The organism is Priestia sp. FSL W8-0524 (assembly GCF_038005965.1).
Classification (GTDB): Bacteria; Bacillota; Bacilli; order Bacillales; family Bacillaceae_H; genus Priestia; species Priestia zanthoxyli.
In genome coordinates this window covers 2,583,444-2,605,519 of record NZ_JBBOUG010000001.1, presented here as the reverse complement: position 1 = coordinate 2,605,519, position 22,076 = coordinate 2,583,444, and the positions used below count along the sequence as shown (strand labels likewise).

Below are 22,076 nucleotides of genomic sequence, written 5' to 3'. Positions count from 1 at the left end.
ACGTTTTACCTCCAAAAGATAAAATGCTGGACGACAATAAAAAAAGCAAACGTACACGCATTGCCGTGTCCATTTGCCTCCAGTTGACTGGTAGATATGCAGTTTTATTGTTTTGTTAGTTGTATCTTAAGCGGTAGATACTGAGCTGTCAAGATAATCTTTTTTTCAAAACCTACTTGATTTATCGGTTAACTAGTATTATGATGTGAATAATCTTACACGAAGTAAGCCCACTGGTTAACCAGAGGCTCTTGATGAAGCAGATGCTTTATCAAGAGCCTTTTTTTTATTACATAATATAGGGATTCGGGGGAGGAACGTATGAAAAAATATTGGCTGTTTTTACTTTCAATTGTAGTAGCTGTGAGCGTGGCAGGATGCGGAACAAACGCATCTTCAAGTGCGGGAGAAAAGAAAGAAAAAGATGTTCAAACGATTGTTGTTGGAACGGGCACTCAGTTTCCTAACATTTGCTTTATTGATGATAAAGGCAAACTGACCGGTTATGATGTAGAAGTAGTAAGAGCGATCGACAAAGAGTTAAAGGATTATAAATTTGAATTTAAAACGATGGAATTTTCAAATCTGCTTCTTAGCTTAGAAAGTAATAAAATTGATATGATTGCTCATAACATGGCTCAGAACGCTGAGCGAAAGAAAAAGTTTTTATTTAATGATGAAACATATAATTATTCTCCGCTTTATGTAACAGTTCCTAAAACTCGAAATGATATTCATTCATTAAAAGATTTAGAAGGGAAAAAAATGATTGTAGGAGCTACAAGCAATGCGGCTGTCTATCTAGACAAATATAATAAAAAACACGGCAATAAAATCGATGTAGTTTACGCCGGTCAAGGTGCGGATGATGCTACCACTCAATTAAAAACAGGCCGAGCAGATGCTACGCTTGCGACGCCATTTTCCATCGATTTTAGCAATCAAGCGCTAAAATTTCAGCAAAAAACGGTTGGAGATATTGTGATTAATTCAAAAGTGTATTTTATGTTTAACAAAAAAGACGAAAAGTTAAAGTCGGAAGTTGACCAAGCGATTAAAAAGCTGAAAAAAGACGGGACGTTAAAAAAACTCAGCACAAAATGGCTAGGAGAAGACTACACGGTGCAAAATTGACTATAGCAAAAAAGCAGCTGCCCATACAGCTGCTTTTTTGTATGATATAAATCCAATAGATAGAAGAAACGATCTGCAAAGAAAACAAAAATTAGTGTATAGTAGAGCTATAAGTACTATAAAAGCAGGACCGCAGTAGGAGGCCATTCATTGATTACGGATTTACAGCGCGGAGATTTCTTTCAAAAAGGACATCGTTATCGCAGAAAACAAATTCATAAGCTTTATAAAGGACAGGAACAAAGCGAAATATCAACGCCAAAAGCGCATCCATATATTTTTATTTTTACAAAAGAAAGCGGAAGTGAATACGGAACGGGACACGGATGGAACAAAGATAAAACCGCTTTTTTCTATACGGGGGAAGGCCAAAGAGGATCGATGCAGCTCATTAAAGGCAATAAAGCGCTTCGTGAACATTTTTTATCAGGAAAAGCTGTTTATTTGTTTCACTACGTGGAGCCGGGAGTGGTCGAGTTTATTGATGAAGTGACGTATATCAATCATCAATTAGAAATTATGTGGGATTCAGACGGAGAGCTGCGTGAAGCCATTATTTTTGAACTTGAACGAAATCCTGTGATTGAGGAAAAAGCAGCACAGCTGGATGTTTCAGCTTATTCAACTGAACAGCTTCGTCATATGGCGTTAGGGAAAGAAAAAAAGACAAGTATTTATGAACAAACGGCAGCTCTTAAACAATATGTTCGCAAACGCGCAGCTGGTATTTGTGAAGCCTGCGGAGAAAGCGCGCCGTTTATCGCAAAAGATGGGAGCTCCTTTTTGCAAATGTACTATCTTTCAAAGCTTTCAGAGAGCGGACTCGCTAAGCCAATGGACGCTGCGGCACTATGTCCCAACTGTCATAGCCGTCTACGCTACGGGAAAGATAGTGAAGTATATAAAGAAGATTTGATTACTAAAATTAATGAAAAAGAAGCAGGAAAGAAAAATGAGTAATATCGTCTTTTTCATTTTATAAAAAACCGTCTCTAGGCAGGGCAGCTGCCGAGGCGGTTTTTTGTATGTAGAATGACTTCAAAAAATAAAGACAATAAAGCGTATAAAAATAATACAAAAACAGATAATGAAAAACTGAAGCTTTCGTTTAGAAAATAGTAAAAGCTGGGGTGATGTGCTGTGGCAGATAAGTATGACTGCGTCATTATAGGTGGAGGAATTGCAGGACTTCAAGCTGCTATTCAGCTTGGAAGATATAAGCGAAATGTATTGGTTATTGATTCAAACGATGGACGTTCCAATCTTTGCAAAAATTATCAAAATATATTGGGATGGCCTGAGGGAATAAGCGGGCAAACTCTAAGAGAAACGGGAAGGCAGCAAGCAAAAAGCTACGGCATTCAATTTACAGAAGATCGTGTCATACAGTGTCAAAAAGAAATAGATGGGTTTAACGTCATCACAAACTCTGCGAACTACGAAGCAGCTACTTTACTGTTTGCGACGGGAGTAGTAGATCGGGTTCCGCCTGACCTTCAGCAAGAGCTATATCCTTGCATGGGAAAAACCGTATATGTATGTCCCGACTGCGACGGATATGAAGTAAATAATAGAAAGGTATTAGTACTAGGGTCAGGAAAAGCAGGAGCCAGTTTATCTCTTACGTTAACATATTGGACAAATGACATTACGTACATTAATCACGACAAAAAAGAAATTGGACCTTTAGCAGATACTTTGATGCAAAAGGGAATTACCTATAAAGAAGCGGCAATAAAAAAAGTCATAACTGAAGCAGAAATGTTAAAAGGCGTCATCCTAGAAAACAATGAATTTATTTATGGAGAAAGAGGTTTTTTAGCATTCGGAGGAAATAAAGTTCGAACAGAATTAGCGCATGAGCTGGGAGTAGAACTTCTAGAAAATCAGCACATTATCGTAAATCCGCGTACAAAAGAAACAAATGTTTCAAACGTGTGGGCAGCAGGAGACATTGTGGCTCATTCTGAACAAGTTACGGTAGCGATGGGAGAAGGTTTACAAGCTGCTATTTGGATACACAAACGCTTGTTAGAGCTTTATGAAAAATAATTGTTTTTTTATAAAAAAAGTTAAGATTGCATGTTTTGTTTCCTTTTTGTTAGGGAACTGGAAATAAAAGAGAGATAAAAAATGATTAAAAATGAGGAGAAGGAGTGGCAAAAAAGTGGTATATAGTCAAGCAGTAAGAAAACCTGAGTTTCAACAAGCGGAATCGGAAGGGTTAAATGAAGCCATTCACGAGTACATAACTCGTCGTACACGTCACAATGCACCGGTTGTGGATGCGCTTCGATATATTATGACCATTGAACATAAACATGAACGCATGCAGGTAGCAGCAGAACTGTTCGGAACAGCTATCCAGCGTGTAAAAGATCAAGATATTATTCAATATCTAAAAAAGTGCGGAAGCTACAAAAGAATTTCTGATACGATGGAATAAAACCGTTTTCTTTGAAAAAGCGCCTTAAATGGAAAGGGGCTTTTTTTGTTTCCTCCATTTAAAAGCAAGGGGAAATACATAGAATTCTTCCAGTTTGTGCATAGTAAATGAAGCAGAATTAATTGAGGAAGAGACAGAGTTTTGTATCTGATTACGTGAATGAACGTTAAAGTAGAATACAATCTTCACTAGTACAGATGCCGACTTTTGAATAAATAGAGCTCTATGTATCCCTAGCAGGAGGTTTAGTGTATGAGTCAAGAAATACCCTTAAGTTCAAGTGAAATTGCTACTCTTTGGATGACCTATCAGCAAAAGACAATGGTCCGAAGAATCTTAGAATATTTTATTGCACACGCAGAAGATGACCGAGCAAAAGAAATTATGCAAGATACGCATATGCAAGTGGTGAACTACATTGAAGATATCAAAAAAATTTTACAGAATGAAGGGGCAGCCGTACCGGTAGGATACACAGAAAAAGACGTAAATGTCGGTGTTCCTAAGCTTTATGATAAGATGTTTGATATTATGTTTCTTCGCCTTTTAAAAGAAATTAGCATGGGGCTACATACGCTTCATTTAACCATGTCCTACAGAAAAGACATGATTTCACTATATAAAGAGCTTACCGCTTTCACGCAAAGTGGCTATGACAAATGTGTAGATTATCTTCAGGGAAAAAACGTGCTTCCAAGACCTCCAGCTGTTTCAGTACCTAAAACAGTGAAGTTTGCCGAAGGCACAGATTACATGAATGGAATCCATTTGTTTTCGAGTAAACGTGCATTAAATACTGTAGAGGTAGCACATATTTATTACGCTATTGAAAGCAACATTTTGGGCATGCAAATGATCACAGGGTTTGCTCAAGTAGCAAATGAACCTGAAGTGAAGAAGTACTTTGTAAAAGGAAAAGAGCTGGCTAAAAAAGTTGTAAGTGATTATAGCAAGATTCTTTTGGAGAGCGATATTCAGACGCCTGCGACGTGGGGAGCGAAAGCGACAGAATCAAAAGTAGCACCTTTTTCAGATAAGCTGATGATGTACTGCGTAAGTTTATTCTGCAGTTTCGGGCTGGGAAGCAACGCTTTAGGCACTGCCTTTAGTTTGCGTGGAGATCTTCCCCTTACACTTGTCAGTACGGCTAAAGACATTTTAACATACGGGCAAGAAGGGGGAAAAATCATGGCCAAAAACGGATGGCTTGAGGAACCGCCAAGTATGGAAGACCGAAATGATTTGATTAAATAGAAAAAGCATAATACATTAAGAAAACTTCTTTTTTTAAAGAAGTTTTTTCTTTTGGATAAAAAATGTCGTTATTTGTTTATTTAACGGTTTGTTTTTTGAATAAAAAGGATATATAAACTATAAATTTACAATTATATGATAAAAAAGGAGGATTTTGCAGATGAAATGGTACATAAAGGTGTTAAAAAATTACGGGGTATTTTCTGGTCGAGCAAGCCGAACTGAATACTGGATGTTTGTGTTAGTTAACTTTGTTATTTCATTTATTCTTTCGTTCCTTCAGTTCGTTATTGATAAGCCTCTTTTTCTTCCGGTTATCTATTCGTTGTTGGTTGCAGTCCCATCGTTAGCGGTAGGAGCAAGAAGACTCCACGATACGGGAAAAAGCGGATGGTGGCAGCTCATTACATTGGTTCCACTTATCGGCAGTATCTGGCTAATTGTTTTATTCTGCCAGCCTAGCGATCCAAAAGAGAATCGTTTTGGTACAACGGCCAAAGCAGCATAATTAGAACTCCCCCTTAGGTAAGGGGGAGTTTTTTAGTGGACAGGTTCCACTATAGCTCCATCATAAGCCGATTGGTAAATAGCTCGTATGTCTTTTTCACGAAGAGGCAAAGGACTGCGAGCGAGAATTCGTTTTTGCTGGACGCCATCTTCTGTCAGCTTTTGAAGGGCACTTTCTGGAATATCAAATCCGCGAAGAGTCTGAGGAATTCCGACGTCTTTGACAAGTGACTGCAGGTGTTTTACACACTGGTAAGAAGCTTCTTCTGTTGATAAAGAGGTAGCGTTTCCACCTAGTGCTTCAAAAATATCCCGCATTTTTGTCACGCAGCTGCTGCGGATATAGCCCATAACGTATGGAAGCAGTACGGCATTTGATTCACCGTGAGAAATGTGAAACTGTCCGCCTAACGGATATGCAAGTGCATGAACCCCAGCAACACCAGCGTTAAAAAAAGCGAGACCTGCTAAATAGCTTCCGTAGCTCATCTGAGTTCGCGCTTCTTTATCTTTGCCATCTTCTACAGCTGCTCTTAAAGAAGAGCTGATCATGCGTATAGCCTTTAGGGCTAAGGCGTCCGTTGCTGGATTTGCATTTACCGATACATAAGCCTCAACGGCATGAGTTAATGCATCAATCCCTGTAGCCGCCGTTACTTTAGAAGGAACGCTCAGCGTAAGCTCGGGATCTACAATCGCGGCGTCCGCAAGCAAATGATCGTGGGTCACGACGTCTTTGCTGCTTTCAAGAGATAATACAGAAATATTCGTTACTTCTGAGCCCGTGCCGGAGGTCGTAGGAATTAAAATTTTCGGAAGCCCTTTTTCCGTAATTTGTTTCGTGCCAGTTAAGTTCAAATATTCTTCTACAGCTCCGTCATGAACGGCTAAAACGGCCGTAAGTTTTGCTAAATCTAATGCGCTGCCGCCGCCAACTCCAATGACTAAATCAAATTTTCGGCTTTTTGCGTAAGATACGAGTTTTTCACCAAGCGCTAAGGGCGGCTCTGGTGCCGTATCTGCATATACATCTACTTCGTATCCATTTTGGATAAGAGGAGCACTTACTTTATCTACAAGTCCAATGTCTTTTAACACGGGATCTGTGACGATTAAAATATGAGCAGGGTCATATTTTTTTACTTCGGGAAGCAGTTGCTGAAGTGATCCCCATCCTGTGTAGCTAAGAGGGGTGAAAACTAGTTTTGAAATGGTCATTTGTTTGCCCTCCGATTTATAGAAAATTTTTTTATATTAAGCAGCTGCTTGATTTCATTCGTAATAACCTTCAGTAGATTTGCGGAACTGCTGAAATTGATTTGCATCGTGACCAAACCAAACTTGCGAATTAGTTTCATAGGCTAGACGGCGTATACGTTCAACCGTGTTTGCATATCCAAGAGAGTCGTAGATAATACCGGGTGGTTTAACAGGAGGACCATAGCTCTCAGCTGTATAGATTGTATCGGATGCTAAGATAATGCCACCTGTTTCAGGCAAATGAACATGAAGACCAAGCATACCCCAAGCATGTCCGCTTCCAAAATTCAAGACATTAATTCCTTCTGCCAGTTTGATGGTATCTTCGTTTCGTTTAATCGTTTTCCAACGAAGGTCATTTTTTATCCAGGCGTCAATGTCAGCCCAAATGTAAGCACCTTCTTTTTGATTGCGTGCATAAGACTGAAGAGTGCCGTTTAACTCATCTTCATGAACGATAACAGTGGCGTTAGTGAACAATTCTAAGCAGCCGGCATGATCAAGATGAAGGTGGGAGGCAACAACAAATTTAATTTCTTTAGGGTCAACCCTTAATTGTTCTAATCGATTTGGTAAATAACATTCTTCTGTAGCGGAGTAAGGAAACATTTGTTGAGTTGCTTCAGTCCAACGCCCTTGTGGTCCCATTGATTCAGGGTTGCAGGCTGTATCAAACAGAATTTTCCCTTCAGGATGATCAATTAATACAGTATAAATTGGAAACTCTACAAATTCCGTAGGTGCATGAGGGTTCTTAACAGTTGCTGGGTTATGCATTGCAAGCATCCAGTTTTTATCCATTTGCATCGAGCCGTTGTCCATCACATAAAGCTTTGGGTTAGGTTTGATAATATTACACATATAATAGCCTCCTAAACGTAGTTGAATTTTTGTTTGCGTTTTCAAAATGACTTTATACTACATTTACCCTATATGCTGGAGAGAATAATCCTTTTTAAAATGGATAGACTCTTTCCTATTCTTTCAACATACTAGACTGCAATTTTTATGCCAGTATTTGAAAAGTAAATATTAGCGCAGTTTTCCTTGCTTCTTATAACCAAGTGCTGAAAAAATTCACCGCTTTTAGAAGGAAAAAGGCTATTGTGCATTGAATGGTTAGTGGTGAAAAGTTTCACCATATGTTGGCGGGAATTCACCATAAGAAAGGAATGCAAAACAATGACTTCTTTTAAAGGGAAAAAAGATTTGACGAACGAAACGTTACAGGCCATCATTGAATTCTCTACGGACGGAATATATGTAGTAAATAAAAAGGGAATAACGATATATGTAAATGAAGCTTATGAAAAAATCACAGGAACAAATAAACGAGACGTATTAGGAAAGCATATGCAAACTGTTATCGATGAAGGATATATTGATCAATCTGTTTCCCTACTTGTGTTAGTAGAAAAACAGCAGCGCTCTATTATGCAAACCATTTCAAGCGAAAGAGACGTTATGGTAACAGGAAATCCAGTGTTTAACAAACAAGGTGAAATAGAGCTCGTTGTGACCACTGTACAGGATATTACACAGTTAAACGCAGTTAAAAAAGAGCTTTTAAAGGTACAAGAGTTTTCGCATATGAATGCAAATAAATACGCTGTAAACGTGAATGGGTCGGAACAGCCCCTAGTGTTTCAAAGCAATAGGATGAACTTGGTTTATCAGCAAGCCAAACGAGTAGCTCCGTTTCCTACAAGTATTCTTCTGTCAGGTCCCTCAGGATCCGGAAAAGAAGTAGTCGCTAACCTTATTCACGATTCAAGCGATAGAAACAATCAGCCATTTATTAAAGTGAACTGCGGAGCCATTCCTGAGCCGTTGCTAGAATCGGAGTTGTTCGGCTATGAAAAGGGAGCTTTTACTGGCGCTCGAACAGAAGGGAAAATAGGACTGTTAGAACTCGCTGATGGCGGAACCTTGATGCTTGATGAAATTGGTGAAATGCCGATTTCCTTGCAAGTGAAACTGCTTCGAGTGTTACAGGAAAAGCAGGTACAGAAAATTGGAGGAACTAAAACAAAAAGTATCGATATACGAATCATTTCGGCAACAAATCAATATCTAGGAGAGCTTATTAAAAAGGGGAGGTTTCGTGAAGATTTATACTACCGTTTAAAGGTAGTCGAAATCAGCCTTCCGCCTCTATCTCAACGTAAAGAGGATATCAGTTTACTGGTTGATCATTATGTTTCCTACTTTTGCAGCTTGTATTACGTCCAAAAGCGCATATCAAATAAAGCGAAGCAAGTATTAGAAGCTTACCAATGGCCAGGAAATGTAAGAGAGCTTCGGAATATGGTGGAGAATATGATTGTGTCTATTCCTGGAGAAACAATTGAAGCCCATCATTTACCTTTTCATACTTATCATGAAGATGAAAAATGTGATTATTTACCTCTAAAAAAGAAAGTGGAGCAGTTTGAACAGCGACTCGTTAAAGAAACTATTCAACATTGTTCATCACTCCGGCAGGCAGCGAAAGAATTAGGTATCGATCATTCTACTTTGATAAAGAAACTAAAAAGATGGGAATGTAAAGAAAGAGAGGAGCAGGCTTGAGATATGTAACAAAAGAATTAGCTCAGAAAATTGTCGGTAGAACAATGGAGATTATTGATTGCAACATTAACGTGATGAACGAAAAAGGAGTCATTATTGGTTCTGGTGACAAAAAGCGAATGGACCAAATTCACGAAGGAGCGCTAATGGTATTAAAAAGCGGCAGTTCTTACGAAATTACTCAGCAGCAGGCTGACTCGCTGCGCGGAGCCAAACCGGGCGTGAATTTGCCTATTTTCTTTAACGGAGAAATTGTTGGAGTCGTGGGATTAACAGGACTGCCAGAACAGATTCGTAATTACGGAGAGCTTGTGCGTATGGCTGCTGAAATGATTTTTCAAGAAATGATTTTAATAGAGGAAATTCAGTGGGATGAACGATTAAAAGAAGAGGTGGTTCATCAGCTTCTTCAACAAGAAGAGCCGCTGGATTCCTTATTTTTTGAACGAGCGAATCGGTTTAATATTAACTTATACCTTCCAAGAATGGCACTAATTATTAAAGCTGAAAATCGCCATGAAGTTATGAAGGTTGTAAAGAAATACATAGCTAATAATGATCTATACGCTATGCTTCCAGACGGAGTGGTTTTATTGAAATCTATAGAAGCGGGCAGCGCTAGCAGCTATGCTGAACAGCTGGAAAAACAGCTTCGTGCGTCTGGTATGGTGTGTAAGTTATCTGCAGGATCTGTTCAAGCTGACTTTAAAGGCCTTCATGTATCGTATCAGCAGGCGAAAGATACGCTTGCTGTTGGTTCAAAGCTTCATCCAGAAGCTGATTTCTACAGCTATTCGGATTATCAAATTCCCGTACTGTTACGTCAACGCGCCGGTTTTCAAGAAAATCATGATCTGTTGCAATACTATGAAAAGCTTAAGGAATATGATAAGAAAAAAGAGCTTATCGAAACGTTAACGATCTACATAGAAGAAAATGGCGAAGGAAGCACGGCAGCTAAAAAGCTTTTTATTCATCGGAATACGCTAAGCTACCGTCTAGATAAAATTCAAGATATCACGGGAAAAGATCCAAGGAAAGTAAAAGACCTTCTCGAACTGTATGTAGCGCTACTGCTATCTAAAATTTCATAATTGTGCACGTGCATAAAAGATCTTGCGATAGCAAGGTCTCTTTTTGTTGAAGTGACTAATGAAAGAATTAAAGGTAGCGCTTACAATTAGAATTGGGGATAGAAGAAACAAGAAAGGGGATGCTTTATGGACGTTCAAGTAAGCGCATTAGGCGCGATTTGTGCATTAGTAATTGCCATTATATTAATTTTAAAGAAAGTGGCTCCTGCATACGGAATGATAGCCGGAGCTTTAATAGGAGGACTGATTGGCGGAGTTAATATTGCTGATACCGTTACTTTAATGATTGAAGGAGCGCAAGGCATCATTCCCGCAGTGCTGCGGATTCTTGCAGCTGGGGTATTGGCCGGGGTATTAATAGAATCAGGTGCTGCAGCGGTTATAGCAGAAACCATTGTAAAAAAACTCGGGGAAACAAAAGCACTTTTAGCTCTAGTGCTAGCCACACTTATTCTTACGACAGTAGGCGTGTTTGTTGATGTGGCTGTGATCACAGTGGCGCCTATTGCTTTAGCTATTGCGAAACGTACGGGTATGTCAAAGCCTGCTATTTTACTAGCAATGATCGGAGGAGGAAAGGCAGGGAATTTAATGTCTCCTAATCCTAACGCCATTGCTGCTTCAGATGCATTTAATATTCCGCTTACATCCGTAATGGCCGCAGGGATTATTCCCGCTATATTCGGCGTAGCAGCTACTTATGTAGTAGCCAAACGATTAGTGAAAAAAGGAACAATGGTTCAAGCTGAAGAAATAGATACAGTGGATGCAAGCAGCTTGCCGCTGTTTTTAACAGCCATCATAGCGCCAATCGTTACCATCGTCCTGCTGGCGCTGCGTCCGCTTTTTGATATTAATGTTGATCCGATGGTTGCTCTTCCTGCAGGAGGGATTGTTGGTGCCATTGTGATGAAAAAAGGAAAACAGCTTAATACATACGCTATTTCAGGGTTAGGGAAAATGTCAGGTGTAGCCATTATGCTGCTTGGAACGGGGACATTAGCAGGAATCATTGCTAACTCTCAGCTAAAAGACGTGATCATTCAAGGCTTGTCTGCCATTGGGTTGCCTGCTTATGTTTTAGCACCGGTTTCAGGTATTTTTATGTCAGCCGCAACGGCTTCGACAACGGCAGGAACAGCAGTCGCAAGCCAAGTTTTTGGATCGACGATTTTAGAGCTAGGCGTTTCTGCTTTAGCCGGAGCTGCTATGGTTCATGCCGGAGCGACCGTACTTGATCACCTTCCGCACGGAAGCTTTTTCCACGCAACGGGCGGAAGTGTAAATATGAAAATAAAAGAACGTTTAAAATTAATCCCTTATGAATCGCTGATTGGACTCATTATGGCAATTGTATCCACGCTTATATTTGGTGTATTAAAGCTATACGGGTAAAAACAAAAAGGAGTGTTTCTATGAAAATTGTGATTGCACCGGATTCATTTAAAGAAAGCTTAACGGCTCTGCATGTTTGTGAAGCGGTTGAAAAAGGAATAAAAGCTCATTTTCCAGACGCGGAGATTAGTAAAGTACCTATGGCAGATGGAGGAGAAGGAACTGTTCAGTCGCTTGTAGACGCAACGGGTGGAGATATTATACAAGTGCGAGTAACAGGACCTTTAGGTAAAGAGGTTGAAGCTTTTTACGGAATTCTTGGAGACGGCAACACGGCTGTTATTGAAATGGCAGCCGCTTCAGGTCTTCATCATGTCCCTGTCGATAAACGAAACCCGCTTATCACAACAACGCGAGGAACCGGCGAGCTCATTCTTAAAGCGTTAGATCACAAAGTAAAGCATATCATCATTGGCATTGGAGGAAGTGCTACAAATGATGGAGGAACCGGTATGGCAAAAGCTTTAGGGGCAAAGCTTCTTGATGCTAACGGAGCAGAAATAAAAGAAGGAGGAGGCAGTTTAGCTCAGTTAGCCTCTATCGATCTGACAAACTTGGATTCTCGGCTTGCTGAAGTCAAAGTAGAAGTGGCGTGCGACGTAGACAATCCGTTAACGGGTGACACCGGAGCATCCGCTGTGTTTGGTCCTCAAAAAGGTGCGACTCCTGATATGGTTAAACAGCTTGACCGTAATTTAGCTCATTACGCAGCGATTGTTGGAAAAGAAATGGGTATTCATATTCAAAGTATTCCTGGTGCCGGAGCGGCAGGAGGACTAGGAGGCGGCCTGCTGGCATTTTTATCTGCGGAGTTAAAGCCAGGTGTAGACATCGTCATTAAAGCAACTCAGCTAGAAAGCTATATTAAAAATGCCGATCTTGTCATTACCGGTGAAGGAAAAATAGATGGACAAACCATTTACGGAAAAACACCCATTGGCGTAGCCAAAACAGCAAAAAAGCATAGCGTTCCGGTGATAGCGATAGCAGGGAGCATTGGAGCGGGAAGTGAAGCTGTGTATGAACATGGTATTTCTGCTTTATTCAGCGTCGTGCCCGGGGCAGTGTCTCTTCAGGAAGCGCTAGAAAAAGCTGATGAAAATATTGAAAGAACGGCTAAAAACGTAGCGTCAGTTATACGCTTAGGCATCAAGTGAAGGAGATACAGTTTTTATTGTTCTCTTTTTAATAAATAGTAAAAGGTCTCTTCCATAAGAAGAGGCCTTTTTTTCGTTTAGTGCTGAAGTAAGCTGCTATCATTCTTTTAAATTTTATATAGGAAATAGAACTAAATGTTTTCTGAAGCGTCTTAGTAAGTAAGCAGTCACAAAGAGTCACTAGGGTTGGCATCTGCTTGTTAATTGCTACTTACGGAAAGGAGAAGTAAACGTGCAAAAAAAGTTTAGGTTCTTGAGGATTCTACGAAACGTGATAGTAGCTATATTGGGGGTATGCATCATATGGAGTGTAACGAATCAAGTAATGACGGCAGTAGAAAAGAAAAAGTACCCGCCTATTGGTCAATTAGTAGAGGTTGATGGCAGAGATATTCATGTATATACAAAAGGTAAAGGGGAAAATACGATTGTACTACTAACCGGCCTAGGAACGACTGCGCCTGCACTGGATTTTGAACCGTTAGTAAATGAACTGTCGAAGGATAATAAAGTTGTGGTAGTAGAACCATTTGGATACGGATGGAGTGACACTACGAATAAAAAACGTACGGTAGAAAATAGTGTAAGCGAAATGAGAGAAGCTTTGCAAAAATCGAATATAAAGGGTCCGTATATATTAATGCCGCATTCAGTTTCTGGCGTGTACAGCATGTATTACGCTAATAAATATCCAGATGAAGTAAAAGCAATTATTGGAATAGACCCTACGTTGCCAAAAGCGCTGGATTATTTTAAAGAAGAAACGCCGAATATACCAAGTTTAATGAGTGTTTTAGCGCCAAGTGGACTTGCGCGATTAGCCCTGCTTACTAGTCCTAATCAGTATCTACCGCTAGCCGAAGAAGGAACGTATACAGCAAAAAATTTAAAAATGACAAAAGCAATCTCCAGCTGGAAAGGCTACAACAAAAACGTCATTGATGAAGCAAAAGAGCTGAACAACAATATAAATAAAACTCTCGATATGTCGTTTCCTTCAAAGATTCCTGTAATGATTTTTACTAGAAAAATAGATAAAGAAGCAAAAGAAGGAAAATCGAATATCACGTTTTATCAAGATCAATTAAGTCACGTATCGTCGCAAAAACTAGTTGTTTTACAAGGTCATCACTATTTACACTGGACGAAGTACAGAGAAATGAGCAAATATGTGAATGATTTTATAGATACATCTATTAATTCAAGTACAAAGAAATAAAGGTTTTAAGAAAAAGGAGTCCGAACCAGGGGTCTCCTTTTTTATAGGAAAGAATCAAATCCAGTTAGCTGTCTAGATATAAATGTTATAATTAACCAATCGATGGAATGATTTATATATAGAGGAGGCAAATTATGATTAAAGCCGTTATTTTTGATTTAGATGGGACACTATTAGACCGAGACAGTTCGTTAAAACATTTTATTCAAGATCAGTATGAGCGTTATAGTAAAGAGCTAGCACACATACCGAAGCAGAAATACATATCTAGATTTATCGAGCTGGATCAAAAAGGCTACGTATGGAAAGACAAAGTATATCAGCAGCTTTTGAACGAATATGATCTTTCGAATCTGACGTGGGAAGAGATGCTAGATGATTACCTTCACTATTTTCCAGCTCACTGCGTTCCGTTTTTACATATGGAGCATGTACTAAAAGAGCTAAAGAAAAAAGGGTTGTTGCTAGGCATGATCACAAATGGTTTTACGGACTTTCAGTGGATGAATATTAAGGCGCTTAGAATTGATCACTATTTTGATACTATACTCGTTTCCGAGCAAGAAGGCATTAAAAAACCGCATAAAGATATCTTTTTGCGAGCGTTAAAAGCGCTTGATGTGTCGGCTGAAGAAAGTGTATATATCGGGGATCATCCAGAAAATGATGTGCTTGGCGCAAGAGGCGCGGGCATGCATGCTGTATGGAAAAAAGACGCTTTCTTTGACGGAAGTTTCAAAGATTCGTATGTAATAGAGAATTTAAAAGAGGTATTAAACGTTATTAATGAGTTTCAAGAATGCTGATGTGAAAAGGAGAAACACGATGAAAACCGAAGTTCGTCTATTGACTGATGAAGATCTTAAAGAAGCAGCAATCATCTATACAAATGTTTTTAGTGGGTCACCGTGGAATGAGCCTTGGAGTATAAACACTGCTTATGCTCGTTTATACGATATCAGTAAAACTCCAGGTTACATAGGGATAGGTTTCTTTCATAGTGAAAATAATAAACTCATAGGATTTATAGTAGGAAATGAAGAACAGTGGGCGAACTATAAGACGTTTTATATAAATGAAATTTGTGTGTTAAGCAGCACTCAGCAAACTGGCATAGGAACGAGTCTTTTATCTTTCCTTAACGAGTTACTTATACAAAAAGAAGTGAAAGAAGTCTATGTGTCTACTGAAAGAGGCCAAGGCAAACCAGAACGTTTTTTTGAAAAGAACGGTTTTGTTACTCATGAATCTCGTATACTGATGACAGTAAATGTAGATTGAATATAAGTGAATGGGTGTAGGATATCCGCTTTGTTATTTTAAGAGGCAGGCTTCATAAAGCAGGAGGAAATAATTTATGATTTTTTCGCTACTAGTTTTAGTCGCTATTTTAACGGTGAGTATTCCGTTGATGATTATTATGATTAAAACGGTGTGGCATCGAAAGCTTCCCCGTAATTACTATACGCCGTTTGATTATCTTGCTGCACAAACAGAAGAAGAGTTTCACGAAGAACAAAATGAACGAGAAATAGAAGAAAAAGAAGGAGATGCCAAAAGAAGAAAAAGCTAAGGTGATATGTGCATCCTTCTTTGTAATACTAGAAATAAACAGGCTATAAACCGTGTTAAGGAGTGGAATTGACTCTTTGTTTTTTACAAACGTAAATCATTTGAGTGCTTTGGTTGGTCAAAGCGCTCTTTTTCCAATCTCCGTAGACGTGCGTAATCATAAATCCGCTACGTGTTAAAAGATGTTCCATTTCTTTCGGGAACGTGTAGCGTAAATCTATTTTCGATGTTATTTCTTTTATGATTGTTTCGTGATCTCTTATCTTTCTAGTTGTGAGGTTATGCTGAATTTGTTTGATGGCATCATAGTGGCTGCTTATGTAGACGTCTGTTGTATATCGAGTGTCAGGATCTTGGTAGCTTTTCCAATATTCTTCTGCTTCTGTTGATGTTAGCTCTTCTATAGAAGGAAAACGTATTCCAACAATAAAGGTTCCACCTTCGTTCAAATGCGTATGAACGCCGCTTAAAAAAACATGCTGCTCCTCATTTGTTAGAAAATGCTGAAATGAATTTCCTACGATATAAATAAAGTTGCTTTTTATTTTTAAGTCGAGTTTGGTACAGTCTTGTTCTACCCAATTAACAGATAGCTTTAAAGCCTCTGCTTTCTTTTGTGCTTCTTGCAGCATGGATGGGTGAATATCTACTCCAATCAATGAATGTCCCGCTTTTGCTAATGGAATAGTCGCACGTCCTGTACCACAAGCTAAGTCAAGGATTATTCCGCTTTCCTTAGCTGCTTCTGTTAGTAAAAAAGCAACGTCTTCTGTATACTGCTCATTTTCATCGTCGTATAAAAGAGGGTTATTATATTCTTCTAAATTTGTTAACATAAAAGCGGACCTCCGTGTAGGTGTATTTTTACATAATTATAGCAAAAAAAGAGCTGAAACTAGTTTCAGCTCTTTCTTTTTACAGCCCACCCCTCCACAATTTCTGTAAATCCACCTAGGTGTTCTTCAAATATCCGTTTTCGATGTCCGTTTGCTCCGGATGGATGAGGAAAGCCAAATAAATACGTATGCCGAGAAAACGAAGGTTCACGCGAAAGTTTTCTTAAAACATTTTCAACTGCTTTTCCTAGCGGAATGATTAAGCATGGATTCTTTATTTCGTTCAATTCCTGTGGAAACACTTCAAAAGCATAGTGTGAAAGAAGCGCTGATCGTTCAATTGGCGGCTGATGGCCCGTATAGTTTTTTCCTTTATAAAACACGGGATATTTCAGTACAGAAGTTGTATGCAGCATATCACGCTGTGAAACAAATAACTCAGCGGCACTGTCCATACCGATCGCTTTTTGAACGCCGCACCTGTCTAACATGTCTATTAAATTTACTCTCATCGTTCCGCTAAAGCTAGCGGCTTTTTTTGTTTCGTACAGTACTTGTTCAAGCGGATGATGATGGGACAGGCTGGAAACGCATTGTTTAAAAGCGGTTTTCATTTGAAACCAGCCCGGTGTGATGCCGGCAATAATAATATGAGCTTCTGGATTTATGTAATCGTTATGGGGTGAGTAGTACATGCTTAGTTCCTTTTCTTGACCGATTAAAACGTCTTTTTGCAACAGCTGTTCTTTCGTGAAATTCATATTATGTAATTGTTGAAGGACGGGCAGACATTGTTGAAAATAAGAATATTGGCTAATCATATGCTCTCTCTTTCCTTATCAGTATTTCTCCTTTTATTTTCCCCAACAAACCGTTTTATATCAAATATGAACAAATTCTTACGAAAATTAATATTTACTAAAAGTTTACTTAAGTTTTAGTGCAGTGTGATAAAAATAAAGTAGTAATAGCAGTGGTTTTGTCATTTTAACGGCGGAACTAGCAAAAGAAATGAAGAATTTTGGAGAATATTTTAATAAATTTACTGAAATTTTAAAATTATTTATTGAAAGCGTTTTATTAATGTGCTATTCTTCCAATATAAGAGATAAATATTTAGTAAAAATAGAAGATTACAATAGAGAGGTAAAAAGATGGCAACTTTAAAAGATATAGCGGCGTACGCTAATGTTTCCAGTTCAACCGTATCCAGAGTACTAAATAATGATCATACGCTTTCTGTATCTGAGCTTACTCGTGAGCGCATTCTTCATGCAGCCAAGGAGCTGCAATATACGCCCGTGAAGATACGAAAAGGAACGGCAAACGGAAAAGACATAGAAGCTCCAAGGATAGGTATCATTTTTGCTCAATCCCTTGAAGAAGAGTTAGTAGACCCTTTTTTCTCTTCTATTCGCCATGGAATAGAGAGTGAATGCGCAGAAAAAGAAATTTTTACAGTAAAGTCATTTAGACTAAAAGGCATGAAGCAAGAAGAGCTGCTGCAGGATCTTGATGGAGTAATTGTAGTGGGAAGAGTTAGTCCAGAAACGGTTCAAGAAGTGAGCAATCATTTAGATACTATTGTTTTTATCAATCACAAAGCGGATGAGGATTTGTACGATTCGGTCATGATTGATTTTGAGAAAGCTACTAAACATGCATTAAATCATTTATTTGACCTCGGTTATAAAAGAATTGGCTATATCGGAGGGACAGAAAGAGAACATTATATCAATGGAAGTTCTATTATTGAAGATCAGCGTCAAACGGTTTTTGAACGCGTTATGCATGAAAAAGGCCTGTTCGATTCTGAGAAAGTTTATGTCGGCGAATATTCAATGAATGAAGGATATGAGCTGATGGGACAAGCGATTAAGCAAGGAAATCTTCCTGAGGCATTTTTTATCGCAAGTGATGCAATGGCGATAGGAGCGATGCGTGCCCTGCAGCAATCAAATATAAAGGTTCCTGAAGACGTAGCGATTGTAAGCTTTGATGATGTGGATGTCGCAGCATTTGCGAGCACGCCGCTCACCACAGTTAAAGTATATACCGAAGAAATGGGAAGGCAGGCTGTTAAAATGCTAGTAGATCGGTTAAGCGGCAGGTCCATTCCTTTAAAAGTCATGGTGCCGACCAAACTAATTTACCGTGAAAGCTGCGGAGCTTTGCTCAAGAAGCAGTAACCTAAAAGTTATAACTTGAAAGGGGGTGATAGAAAAGCAGAATTCATACATAAAGAGTGATAAGGGGGAAGAAAAATAGAAAAAATCATAAAAAAGGCAGGTTAAAAAGCCCTAGAAACTACATACTTATTGGCAGATAAATATGTAGATGAAAAAGCTTTTTCATTTCTAGGACTCTTTGAACCTTTGTAAAAGTATAGGATTAAATTATAAGTGACTTTATTTCGTTGTGCAATGAATTTGTCTATGTACAAATAACTGAATATTCAGTTATTTGTGTCTTGATAGAGTATAAGGAGGAAAAAAGATAAATGAAAAAGCTTACGTATCTTTTTGTTCTATTACTAGTCTTTTCTGTTGTGGCAGCGGGCTGCGGAAATAAAGAAGCGGCAACAGGCGGAAATGGGAAAACAACGCTAACGCTTTTTTCTACGATGAGTAATAAAGGCGAGAGAAAAGCGCTTCAAAACGCGATTACAGAATTTGAAAAACAAAATCCAGATATTAAAATTGATGCGAATTTTCCGGGTAACGGCTATGAAGATATGCTTCGTGTGAAAATGGGTGCAAATGATATGCCTGATTTATTTGATACGCACGGCTGGTCTCAGCTTCGCTACGGGGAGTATGTAGCAGATTTAAAAGATATGGATTGGGTTCAGCATTTGGATCCGGCGCTAAATCAAATTTTAAAAGATAAAAGCGGCAAAGTGTATGCGTATCCTTTAAATCAAGCAAAAGACGGAATTAGCTATAATGCGACGCTGTTAGAAAAATACGGAATAAAGCCTCCTAACACAATGGATGAATTTATAACAGCGTTAGAAACAGTAAAAAAGAAAAGCAAAGGAGAAGTAGCGCCTCTATGGATCCCAGGAGGGGAAAATGGCAATATTGCTCAAGTGTTTGATCAGCTGGCTACACCTCAGCTTATTACAGCAAAAAATAAGAACTATGCTAAGCAGTTGGAAAAAGGGACATTCAATTGGTCAAACTATACGCCTCTAGCGGAAACAATGGCAAAAATGAAGAAAAAAGGGCTGCTGAATGAAGATGTATTAACCGCAAAAGTATCTCAAGCAACGGAATTAATGGCTCAAAATAAAATTGCTTTTACATTTGTAGGCGGATCTCTTGGACCGGATGCAACTGAATTAAATCCTGAAGTAAAAGTAGGAACGGTACCGGTGCCTGCTATTCATAAAGGAGGCACGCAAAGCTGGATTGGCGGAGAGCGCTTTACCCTTGCTGCGTGGAAGGATTCTAAGCACCTTAAAGAAGCTAAGAAATTTATTGAATTTGTGTCACAGCCGGAAGTTGCCAAAAAGATTGCCGAAGGAACGTCTTCAGCATCGGCTCTGACAAACAATAAAACCCAAAACTACTACTCTGAATACTACGATAAGTATAGCGATATTAAAGTTGAGCCATACTTCGACCGAAAGTATTTACCGAGCGGTATGTGGGCAGTGATGTCTTCTACAGGTCAAGAATTGTTAGCGGGAAGTTTAACGCCAAAGCAATTATCAAAAGAGATGGAAAAAGAGTACAAGCGTCTCAGTAAACAATAAAATAGTGTGCAAAAGTTCCTTGTTCGCTAAGAAGCAGGGAGATAGGCTTCTGCTTCTTTTCAACACAAGCTGAAATAGGAGTGAACACGATGAATGAAATAGTCAGGAAAGAGTCGGTTTCCGTAGTAAGAGATACGGAAAAACGAAAGAAAAAATTAAAAACAGAGTCTTCTTTATGGTGGATGTACCTTCCCGGCTTAGTAATTATCACCGTTTTTATTATCTATCCTTTTATTAACGGAATTAGACTTTCCTTTACTAATTGGAATGGATTTTCACAAACATACGATTGGATTGGGCTCCAGCAGTATAAACGTTTGCTTGCAGACCCAACGACTTGGCTTGTGATAAAAAATACGCTGCTCTACGGAATAGGCAGTACAATTTTCCAAAACATTATTGGCTTGTTGTATGCTTTGCTTCTCAATCAAAGCATTAAAATGAAAGCTGTAACAAGAACAATTGTCTACCTTCCAGTTATTATCAGCCCAATTATTATGGGGTATATCTGGTACTTCTTTTTTGCCTACCAAGGAGGCGCTTTAAATGACCTTCTTGTATTTTTAGGCTTTGAGAAGATTAATGCTTTGGGGACCCCGGAGCTTAACTCTTGGATTATTGTGTTCGTCAATACGTATCAATTCGTTGGAATTGCGATGATTATTTATTTAGCGGGGCTGCAAAGTATTTCAAAAGATTATTACGAGGCGGCGCAGCTTGACGGAGCATCGGCTCTTCAGCAGTTTAAAAACATCACGCTTCCACTGCTTATGCCTTCGATTACAATTAACGTCGTTTTAAATATTATCGGAGGTTTAAAACTGTTTGACGTCATTGTTGCGCTGACAGGAGGAGGACCTGGAGATGCATCGCAGTCAATGTCTACTTTTATGTATGATTTATATTTTAGAAGACAGGACGCCGGCTATGCTGCAACTCAAGGTGTGTGCATGGCGCTCATTATCTTAGTCATTAGCTTATCAGCACTTGTGTACTTTAAGCGAAAGGAGACAGAAGCGTGATGGACTATACAAATAAACGGAAAAAACGGTTTTTTACCTTTCTAGCGCTTTGTATAACGCTCGTTCATATTGTCCCTTTTTATATTCTAGTTACGACTTCTTTAAAGGCAACCGGGGATTTTAGTTCAAAATGGGTATTTCCAAAAAGTATACACCTTGAAAATTTCACAGCGGCTTGGGAGCAAGCGAACTTAGGAAATTCTTTTGTTAATACATTTATCATTACGTTCGTTTCGGCGATTCTGCTTATTTTTTTAGGATCAATGGCTGCGTATCCTTTAGCGCGACGCCAAACGAAACTAAATAAGTACGTCTATTTTATCTTTATCGCCGTGATGGTAATACCGCCTTTAACAGCACTAGTTCCGCTGTACAAAATGGTTGTGAATATGGGGATGATGAACACGTATCAAATTGCTATTTTAAATAATGTCGCAGCATTTTTGCCGCTAACGATCTTTTTATATGCGAGCTTCATTCGCTCCACTATTTCTAAAGAGCTCGAGGAAGCAGCAAGAATCGACGGGGCCGGCACGTTAACGATTTTCTTTAAAATCGTATTTCCGCTGCTAAAGCCTGTCACTGCGTCTATTTTAATTATTGCAAGCGTCTATATTTGGAACGACTATCAGTTTGCAATTTTCTTCCTTCAAGATAAGGAAATGCATACATTAACCGTTACGTTAGCAAGCTTTTTTGCCGAAAATCAAAATAATCTTAGCTTAGTAGGAGCCGCTGCGATTATTGCGATGCTTCCAATGACCATTTTATTTTTAGTGCTACAAAAATACTTTATTGCAGGGCTTTCATCAGGATCTGTAAAAGGATAAAACCAATACGAGGAAGGAA

The 22,076-nt window shown here is 38.9% G+C and carries 22 protein-coding genes; 18 read left to right on the top strand and 4 right to left on the bottom strand.

What is annotated here, in order from left to right; all coding sequences use genetic code 11:
• Positions 1 to 321 precede the first annotated feature (321 nt).
• The 6 genes from NST66_RS13235 to NST66_RS13210 all read left to right on the top strand — a co-directional run bounded on the left by NST66_RS13235 (position 322) and on the right by NST66_RS13210 (position 5,342).
• Positions 322 to 1,134 (top strand): amino acid ABC transporter substrate-binding protein, encoded by an 813-nt coding sequence (locus tag NST66_RS13235; protein ID WP_033579330.1) that lies wholly within the window; start codon positions 322 to 324, stop codon positions 1,132 to 1,134.
• 150 nt (positions 1,135 to 1,284) lie between these two features.
• Positions 1,285 to 2,094 (top strand): HNH endonuclease, encoded by an 810-nt coding sequence (locus NST66_RS13230; protein ID WP_182030207.1) that lies wholly within the window; start codon positions 1,285 to 1,287, stop codon positions 2,092 to 2,094.
• Positions 2,095 to 2,274: 180 nt separating this feature from the next.
• Positions 2,275 to 3,186, top strand: coding sequence for an NAD(P)/FAD-dependent oxidoreductase (locus tag NST66_RS13225; protein ID WP_033579328.1), 912 nt, complete (start codon positions 2,275 to 2,277; stop codon positions 3,184 to 3,186).
• Between the two features lie 115 nt (positions 3,187 to 3,301).
• Positions 3,302 to 3,580 (top strand): hypothetical protein, encoded by a 279-nt coding sequence (locus NST66_RS13220; RefSeq protein WP_033579327.1) that lies wholly within the window; start codon positions 3,302 to 3,304, stop codon positions 3,578 to 3,580.
• A 252-nt stretch (positions 3,581 to 3,832) separates the two neighbouring features.
• Positions 3,833 to 4,834: a DUF3231 family protein gene (locus tag NST66_RS13215; RefSeq protein ID WP_340843415.1), complete on the top strand. Its 1,002-nt coding sequence runs from the start codon at positions 3,833 to 3,835 to the stop codon at positions 4,832 to 4,834.
• Positions 4,835 to 4,994: 160 nt separating this feature from the next.
• On the top strand, positions 4,995 to 5,342 hold the full coding sequence (locus tag NST66_RS13210) for a DUF805 domain-containing protein (RefSeq protein WP_033579325.1): 348 nt from the start codon (positions 4,995 to 4,997) through the stop codon (positions 5,340 to 5,342).
• 32 nt (positions 5,343 to 5,374) lie between these two features.
• Here the strand turns inward: NST66_RS13210 and NST66_RS13205 are convergent, their stop codons facing one another.
• Positions 5,375 to 6,559, bottom strand: coding sequence for an iron-containing alcohol dehydrogenase (locus tag NST66_RS13205; RefSeq protein ID WP_033579324.1), 1,185 nt, complete (start codon positions 6,557 to 6,559; stop codon positions 5,375 to 5,377).
• Between the two features lie 54 nt (positions 6,560 to 6,613).
• Positions 6,614 to 7,462: an AhlS family quorum-quenching N-acyl homoserine lactonase gene (ahlS, locus tag NST66_RS13200; RefSeq protein WP_033579323.1), complete on the bottom strand. Its 849-nt coding sequence runs from the start codon at positions 7,460 to 7,462 to the stop codon at positions 6,614 to 6,616.
• 321 nt (positions 7,463 to 7,783) lie between these two features.
• Here ahlS and NST66_RS13195 point away from each other — a divergent pair, with 321 nt between their 5' ends.
• From NST66_RS13195 to NST66_RS13160, 8 genes are all read left to right on the top strand, one after another.
• A complete protein-coding gene (locus tag NST66_RS13195) occupies positions 7,784 to 9,172 on the top strand; it encodes a sigma-54 interaction domain-containing protein (protein WP_033579322.1) in 1,389 nt (462 codons plus the stop codon).
• The gene (locus NST66_RS13190) at positions 9,169 to 10,266 is read left to right on the top strand and encodes a sugar diacid recognition domain-containing protein (RefSeq protein WP_033579321.1); all 1,098 of its coding nucleotides are present in this window, start codon (positions 9,169 to 9,171) and stop codon (positions 10,264 to 10,266) included. The genes NST66_RS13195 and NST66_RS13190 overlap by 4 nt, the downstream gene beginning before the upstream one ends.
• 126 nt (positions 10,267 to 10,392) lie before the next feature.
• Positions 10,393 to 11,661, top strand: a complete 1,269-nt coding sequence (locus NST66_RS13185) for a GntP family permease (RefSeq protein WP_033579320.1) — start codon at positions 10,393 to 10,395, stop codon at positions 11,659 to 11,661.
• Positions 11,662 to 11,681: 20 nt separating this feature from the next.
• Positions 11,682 to 12,818, top strand: a complete 1,137-nt coding sequence (locus tag NST66_RS13180; RefSeq protein WP_033579319.1) for a glycerate kinase — start codon at positions 11,682 to 11,684, stop codon at positions 12,816 to 12,818.
• Positions 12,819 to 13,143: 325 nt separating this feature from the next.
• The gene (locus NST66_RS13175) at positions 13,144 to 14,037 is read left to right on the top strand and encodes an alpha/beta fold hydrolase (protein ID WP_052191894.1); all 894 of its coding nucleotides are present in this window, start codon (positions 13,144 to 13,146) and stop codon (positions 14,035 to 14,037) included.
• Positions 14,038 to 14,171: 134 nt separating this feature from the next.
• Entirely contained in the window at positions 14,172 to 14,843 is a 672-nt protein-coding gene (locus NST66_RS13170; protein WP_033579317.1) for an HAD family hydrolase, read from the top strand.
• Positions 14,844 to 14,862: 19 nt separating this feature from the next.
• Positions 14,863 to 15,318, top strand: a complete 456-nt coding sequence (locus NST66_RS13165) for a GNAT family N-acetyltransferase (protein ID WP_033579316.1) — start codon at positions 14,863 to 14,865, stop codon at positions 15,316 to 15,318.
• Between the two features lie 76 nt (positions 15,319 to 15,394).
• Positions 15,395 to 15,610, top strand: coding sequence for a DUF3951 domain-containing protein (locus tag NST66_RS13160; RefSeq protein WP_033579315.1), 216 nt, complete (start codon positions 15,395 to 15,397; stop codon positions 15,608 to 15,610).
• Positions 15,611 to 15,665: 55 nt separating this feature from the next.
• On the opposite strand, the gene NST66_RS13155 is transcribed toward NST66_RS13160, so the two are convergent.
• Both NST66_RS13155 and NST66_RS13150 read right to left on the bottom strand, forming a co-directional pair.
• A complete protein-coding gene (locus NST66_RS13155; RefSeq protein ID WP_033579314.1) occupies positions 15,666 to 16,445 on the bottom strand; it encodes a class I SAM-dependent methyltransferase in 780 nt (259 codons plus the stop codon).
• A 65-nt stretch (positions 16,446 to 16,510) separates the two neighbouring features.
• Complete coding sequence (locus NST66_RS13150; RefSeq protein WP_033579313.1) at positions 16,511 to 17,266, bottom strand: hypothetical protein; 756 nt, start codon at positions 17,264 to 17,266, stop codon at positions 16,511 to 16,513.
• 333 nt (positions 17,267 to 17,599) lie between these two features.
• Here NST66_RS13150 and NST66_RS13145 point away from each other — a divergent pair, with 333 nt between their 5' ends.
• The 4 genes from NST66_RS13145 (at position 17,600) to NST66_RS13130 (ending at position 22,057) form a co-directional block, all read left to right on the top strand.
• Positions 17,600 to 18,634, top strand: coding sequence for a LacI family DNA-binding transcriptional regulator (locus tag NST66_RS13145; protein WP_033579312.1), 1,035 nt, complete (start codon positions 17,600 to 17,602; stop codon positions 18,632 to 18,634).
• Positions 18,635 to 18,945: 311 nt separating this feature from the next.
• Positions 18,946 to 20,205 carry an ABC transporter substrate-binding protein gene (locus NST66_RS13140; protein WP_033579311.1) on the top strand — a complete coding sequence of 420 codons (1,260 nt, stop codon included), beginning with the start codon at positions 18,946 to 18,948 and terminating at the stop codon, positions 20,203 to 20,205.
• 89 nt (positions 20,206 to 20,294) lie between these two features.
• Positions 20,295 to 21,227, top strand: coding sequence for a carbohydrate ABC transporter permease (locus tag NST66_RS13135; RefSeq protein WP_033579310.1), 933 nt, complete (start codon positions 20,295 to 20,297; stop codon positions 21,225 to 21,227).
• The gene (locus tag NST66_RS13130; RefSeq protein ID WP_028412981.1) at positions 21,227 to 22,057 is read left to right on the top strand and encodes a carbohydrate ABC transporter permease; all 831 of its coding nucleotides are present in this window, start codon (positions 21,227 to 21,229) and stop codon (positions 22,055 to 22,057) included. The genes NST66_RS13135 and NST66_RS13130 overlap by 1 nt, the downstream gene beginning before the upstream one ends.
• The last annotated feature ends 19 nt before the right edge of the window (positions 22,058 to 22,076 follow it).

Excerpts from the sequence above, each read along its gene's own strand:
- NST66_RS13215 (WP_340843415.1), top strand. The coding sequence starts at position 3,833 with ATGAGTCAAGAAATACCCTTAAGTTCAAGTGAAATTGCTACTCTTTGG.
- NST66_RS13210 (WP_033579325.1), top strand. The coding sequence starts at position 4,995 with ATGAAATGGTACATAAAGGTGTTAAAAAATTACGGGGTATTTTCTGGT.
- NST66_RS13135 (WP_033579310.1), top strand. The coding sequence starts at position 20,295 with ATGAATGAAATAGTCAGGAAAGAGTCGGTTTCCGTAGTAAGAGATACG.
- NST66_RS13235 (WP_033579330.1), top strand. The coding sequence starts at position 322 with ATGAAAAAATATTGGCTGTTTTTACTTTCAATTGTAGTAGCTGTGAGC.
- NST66_RS13155 (WP_033579314.1), bottom strand. The coding sequence starts at position 16,445 with ATGTTAACAAATTTAGAAGAATATAATAACCCTCTTTTATACGACGAT.
- NST66_RS13160 (WP_033579315.1), top strand. The coding sequence starts at position 15,395 with ATGATTTTTTCGCTACTAGTTTTAGTCGCTATTTTAACGGTGAGTATT.
- NST66_RS13195 (WP_033579322.1), top strand. The coding sequence starts at position 7,784 with ATGACTTCTTTTAAAGGGAAAAAAGATTTGACGAACGAAACGTTACAG.
- NST66_RS13140 (WP_033579311.1), top strand. The coding sequence starts at position 18,946 with ATGAAAAAGCTTACGTATCTTTTTGTTCTATTACTAGTCTTTTCTGTT.
- NST66_RS13175 (WP_052191894.1), top strand. The coding sequence starts at position 13,144 with ATGACGGCAGTAGAAAAGAAAAAGTACCCGCCTATTGGTCAATTAGTA.
- NST66_RS13145 (WP_033579312.1), top strand. The coding sequence starts at position 17,600 with ATGGCAACTTTAAAAGATATAGCGGCGTACGCTAATGTTTCCAGTTCA.
- NST66_RS13165 (WP_033579316.1), top strand. The coding sequence starts at position 14,863 with ATGAAAACCGAAGTTCGTCTATTGACTGATGAAGATCTTAAAGAAGCA.
- NST66_RS13150 (WP_033579313.1), bottom strand. The coding sequence starts at position 17,266 with ATGATTAGCCAATATTCTTATTTTCAACAATGTCTGCCCGTCCTTCAA.
- NST66_RS13170 (WP_033579317.1), top strand. The coding sequence starts at position 14,172 with ATGATTAAAGCCGTTATTTTTGATTTAGATGGGACACTATTAGACCGA.
- NST66_RS13185 (WP_033579320.1), top strand. The coding sequence starts at position 10,393 with ATGGACGTTCAAGTAAGCGCATTAGGCGCGATTTGTGCATTAGTAATT.
- NST66_RS13130 (WP_028412981.1), top strand. The coding sequence starts at position 21,227 with ATGGACTATACAAATAAACGGAAAAAACGGTTTTTTACCTTTCTAGCG.
- NST66_RS13180 (WP_033579319.1), top strand. The coding sequence starts at position 11,682 with ATGAAAATTGTGATTGCACCGGATTCATTTAAAGAAAGCTTAACGGCT.
- ahlS (WP_033579323.1), bottom strand. The coding sequence starts at position 7,462 with ATGTGTAATATTATCAAACCTAACCCAAAGCTTTATGTGATGGACAAC.
- NST66_RS13205 (WP_033579324.1), bottom strand. The coding sequence starts at position 6,559 with ATGACCATTTCAAAACTAGTTTTCACCCCTCTTAGCTACACAGGATGG.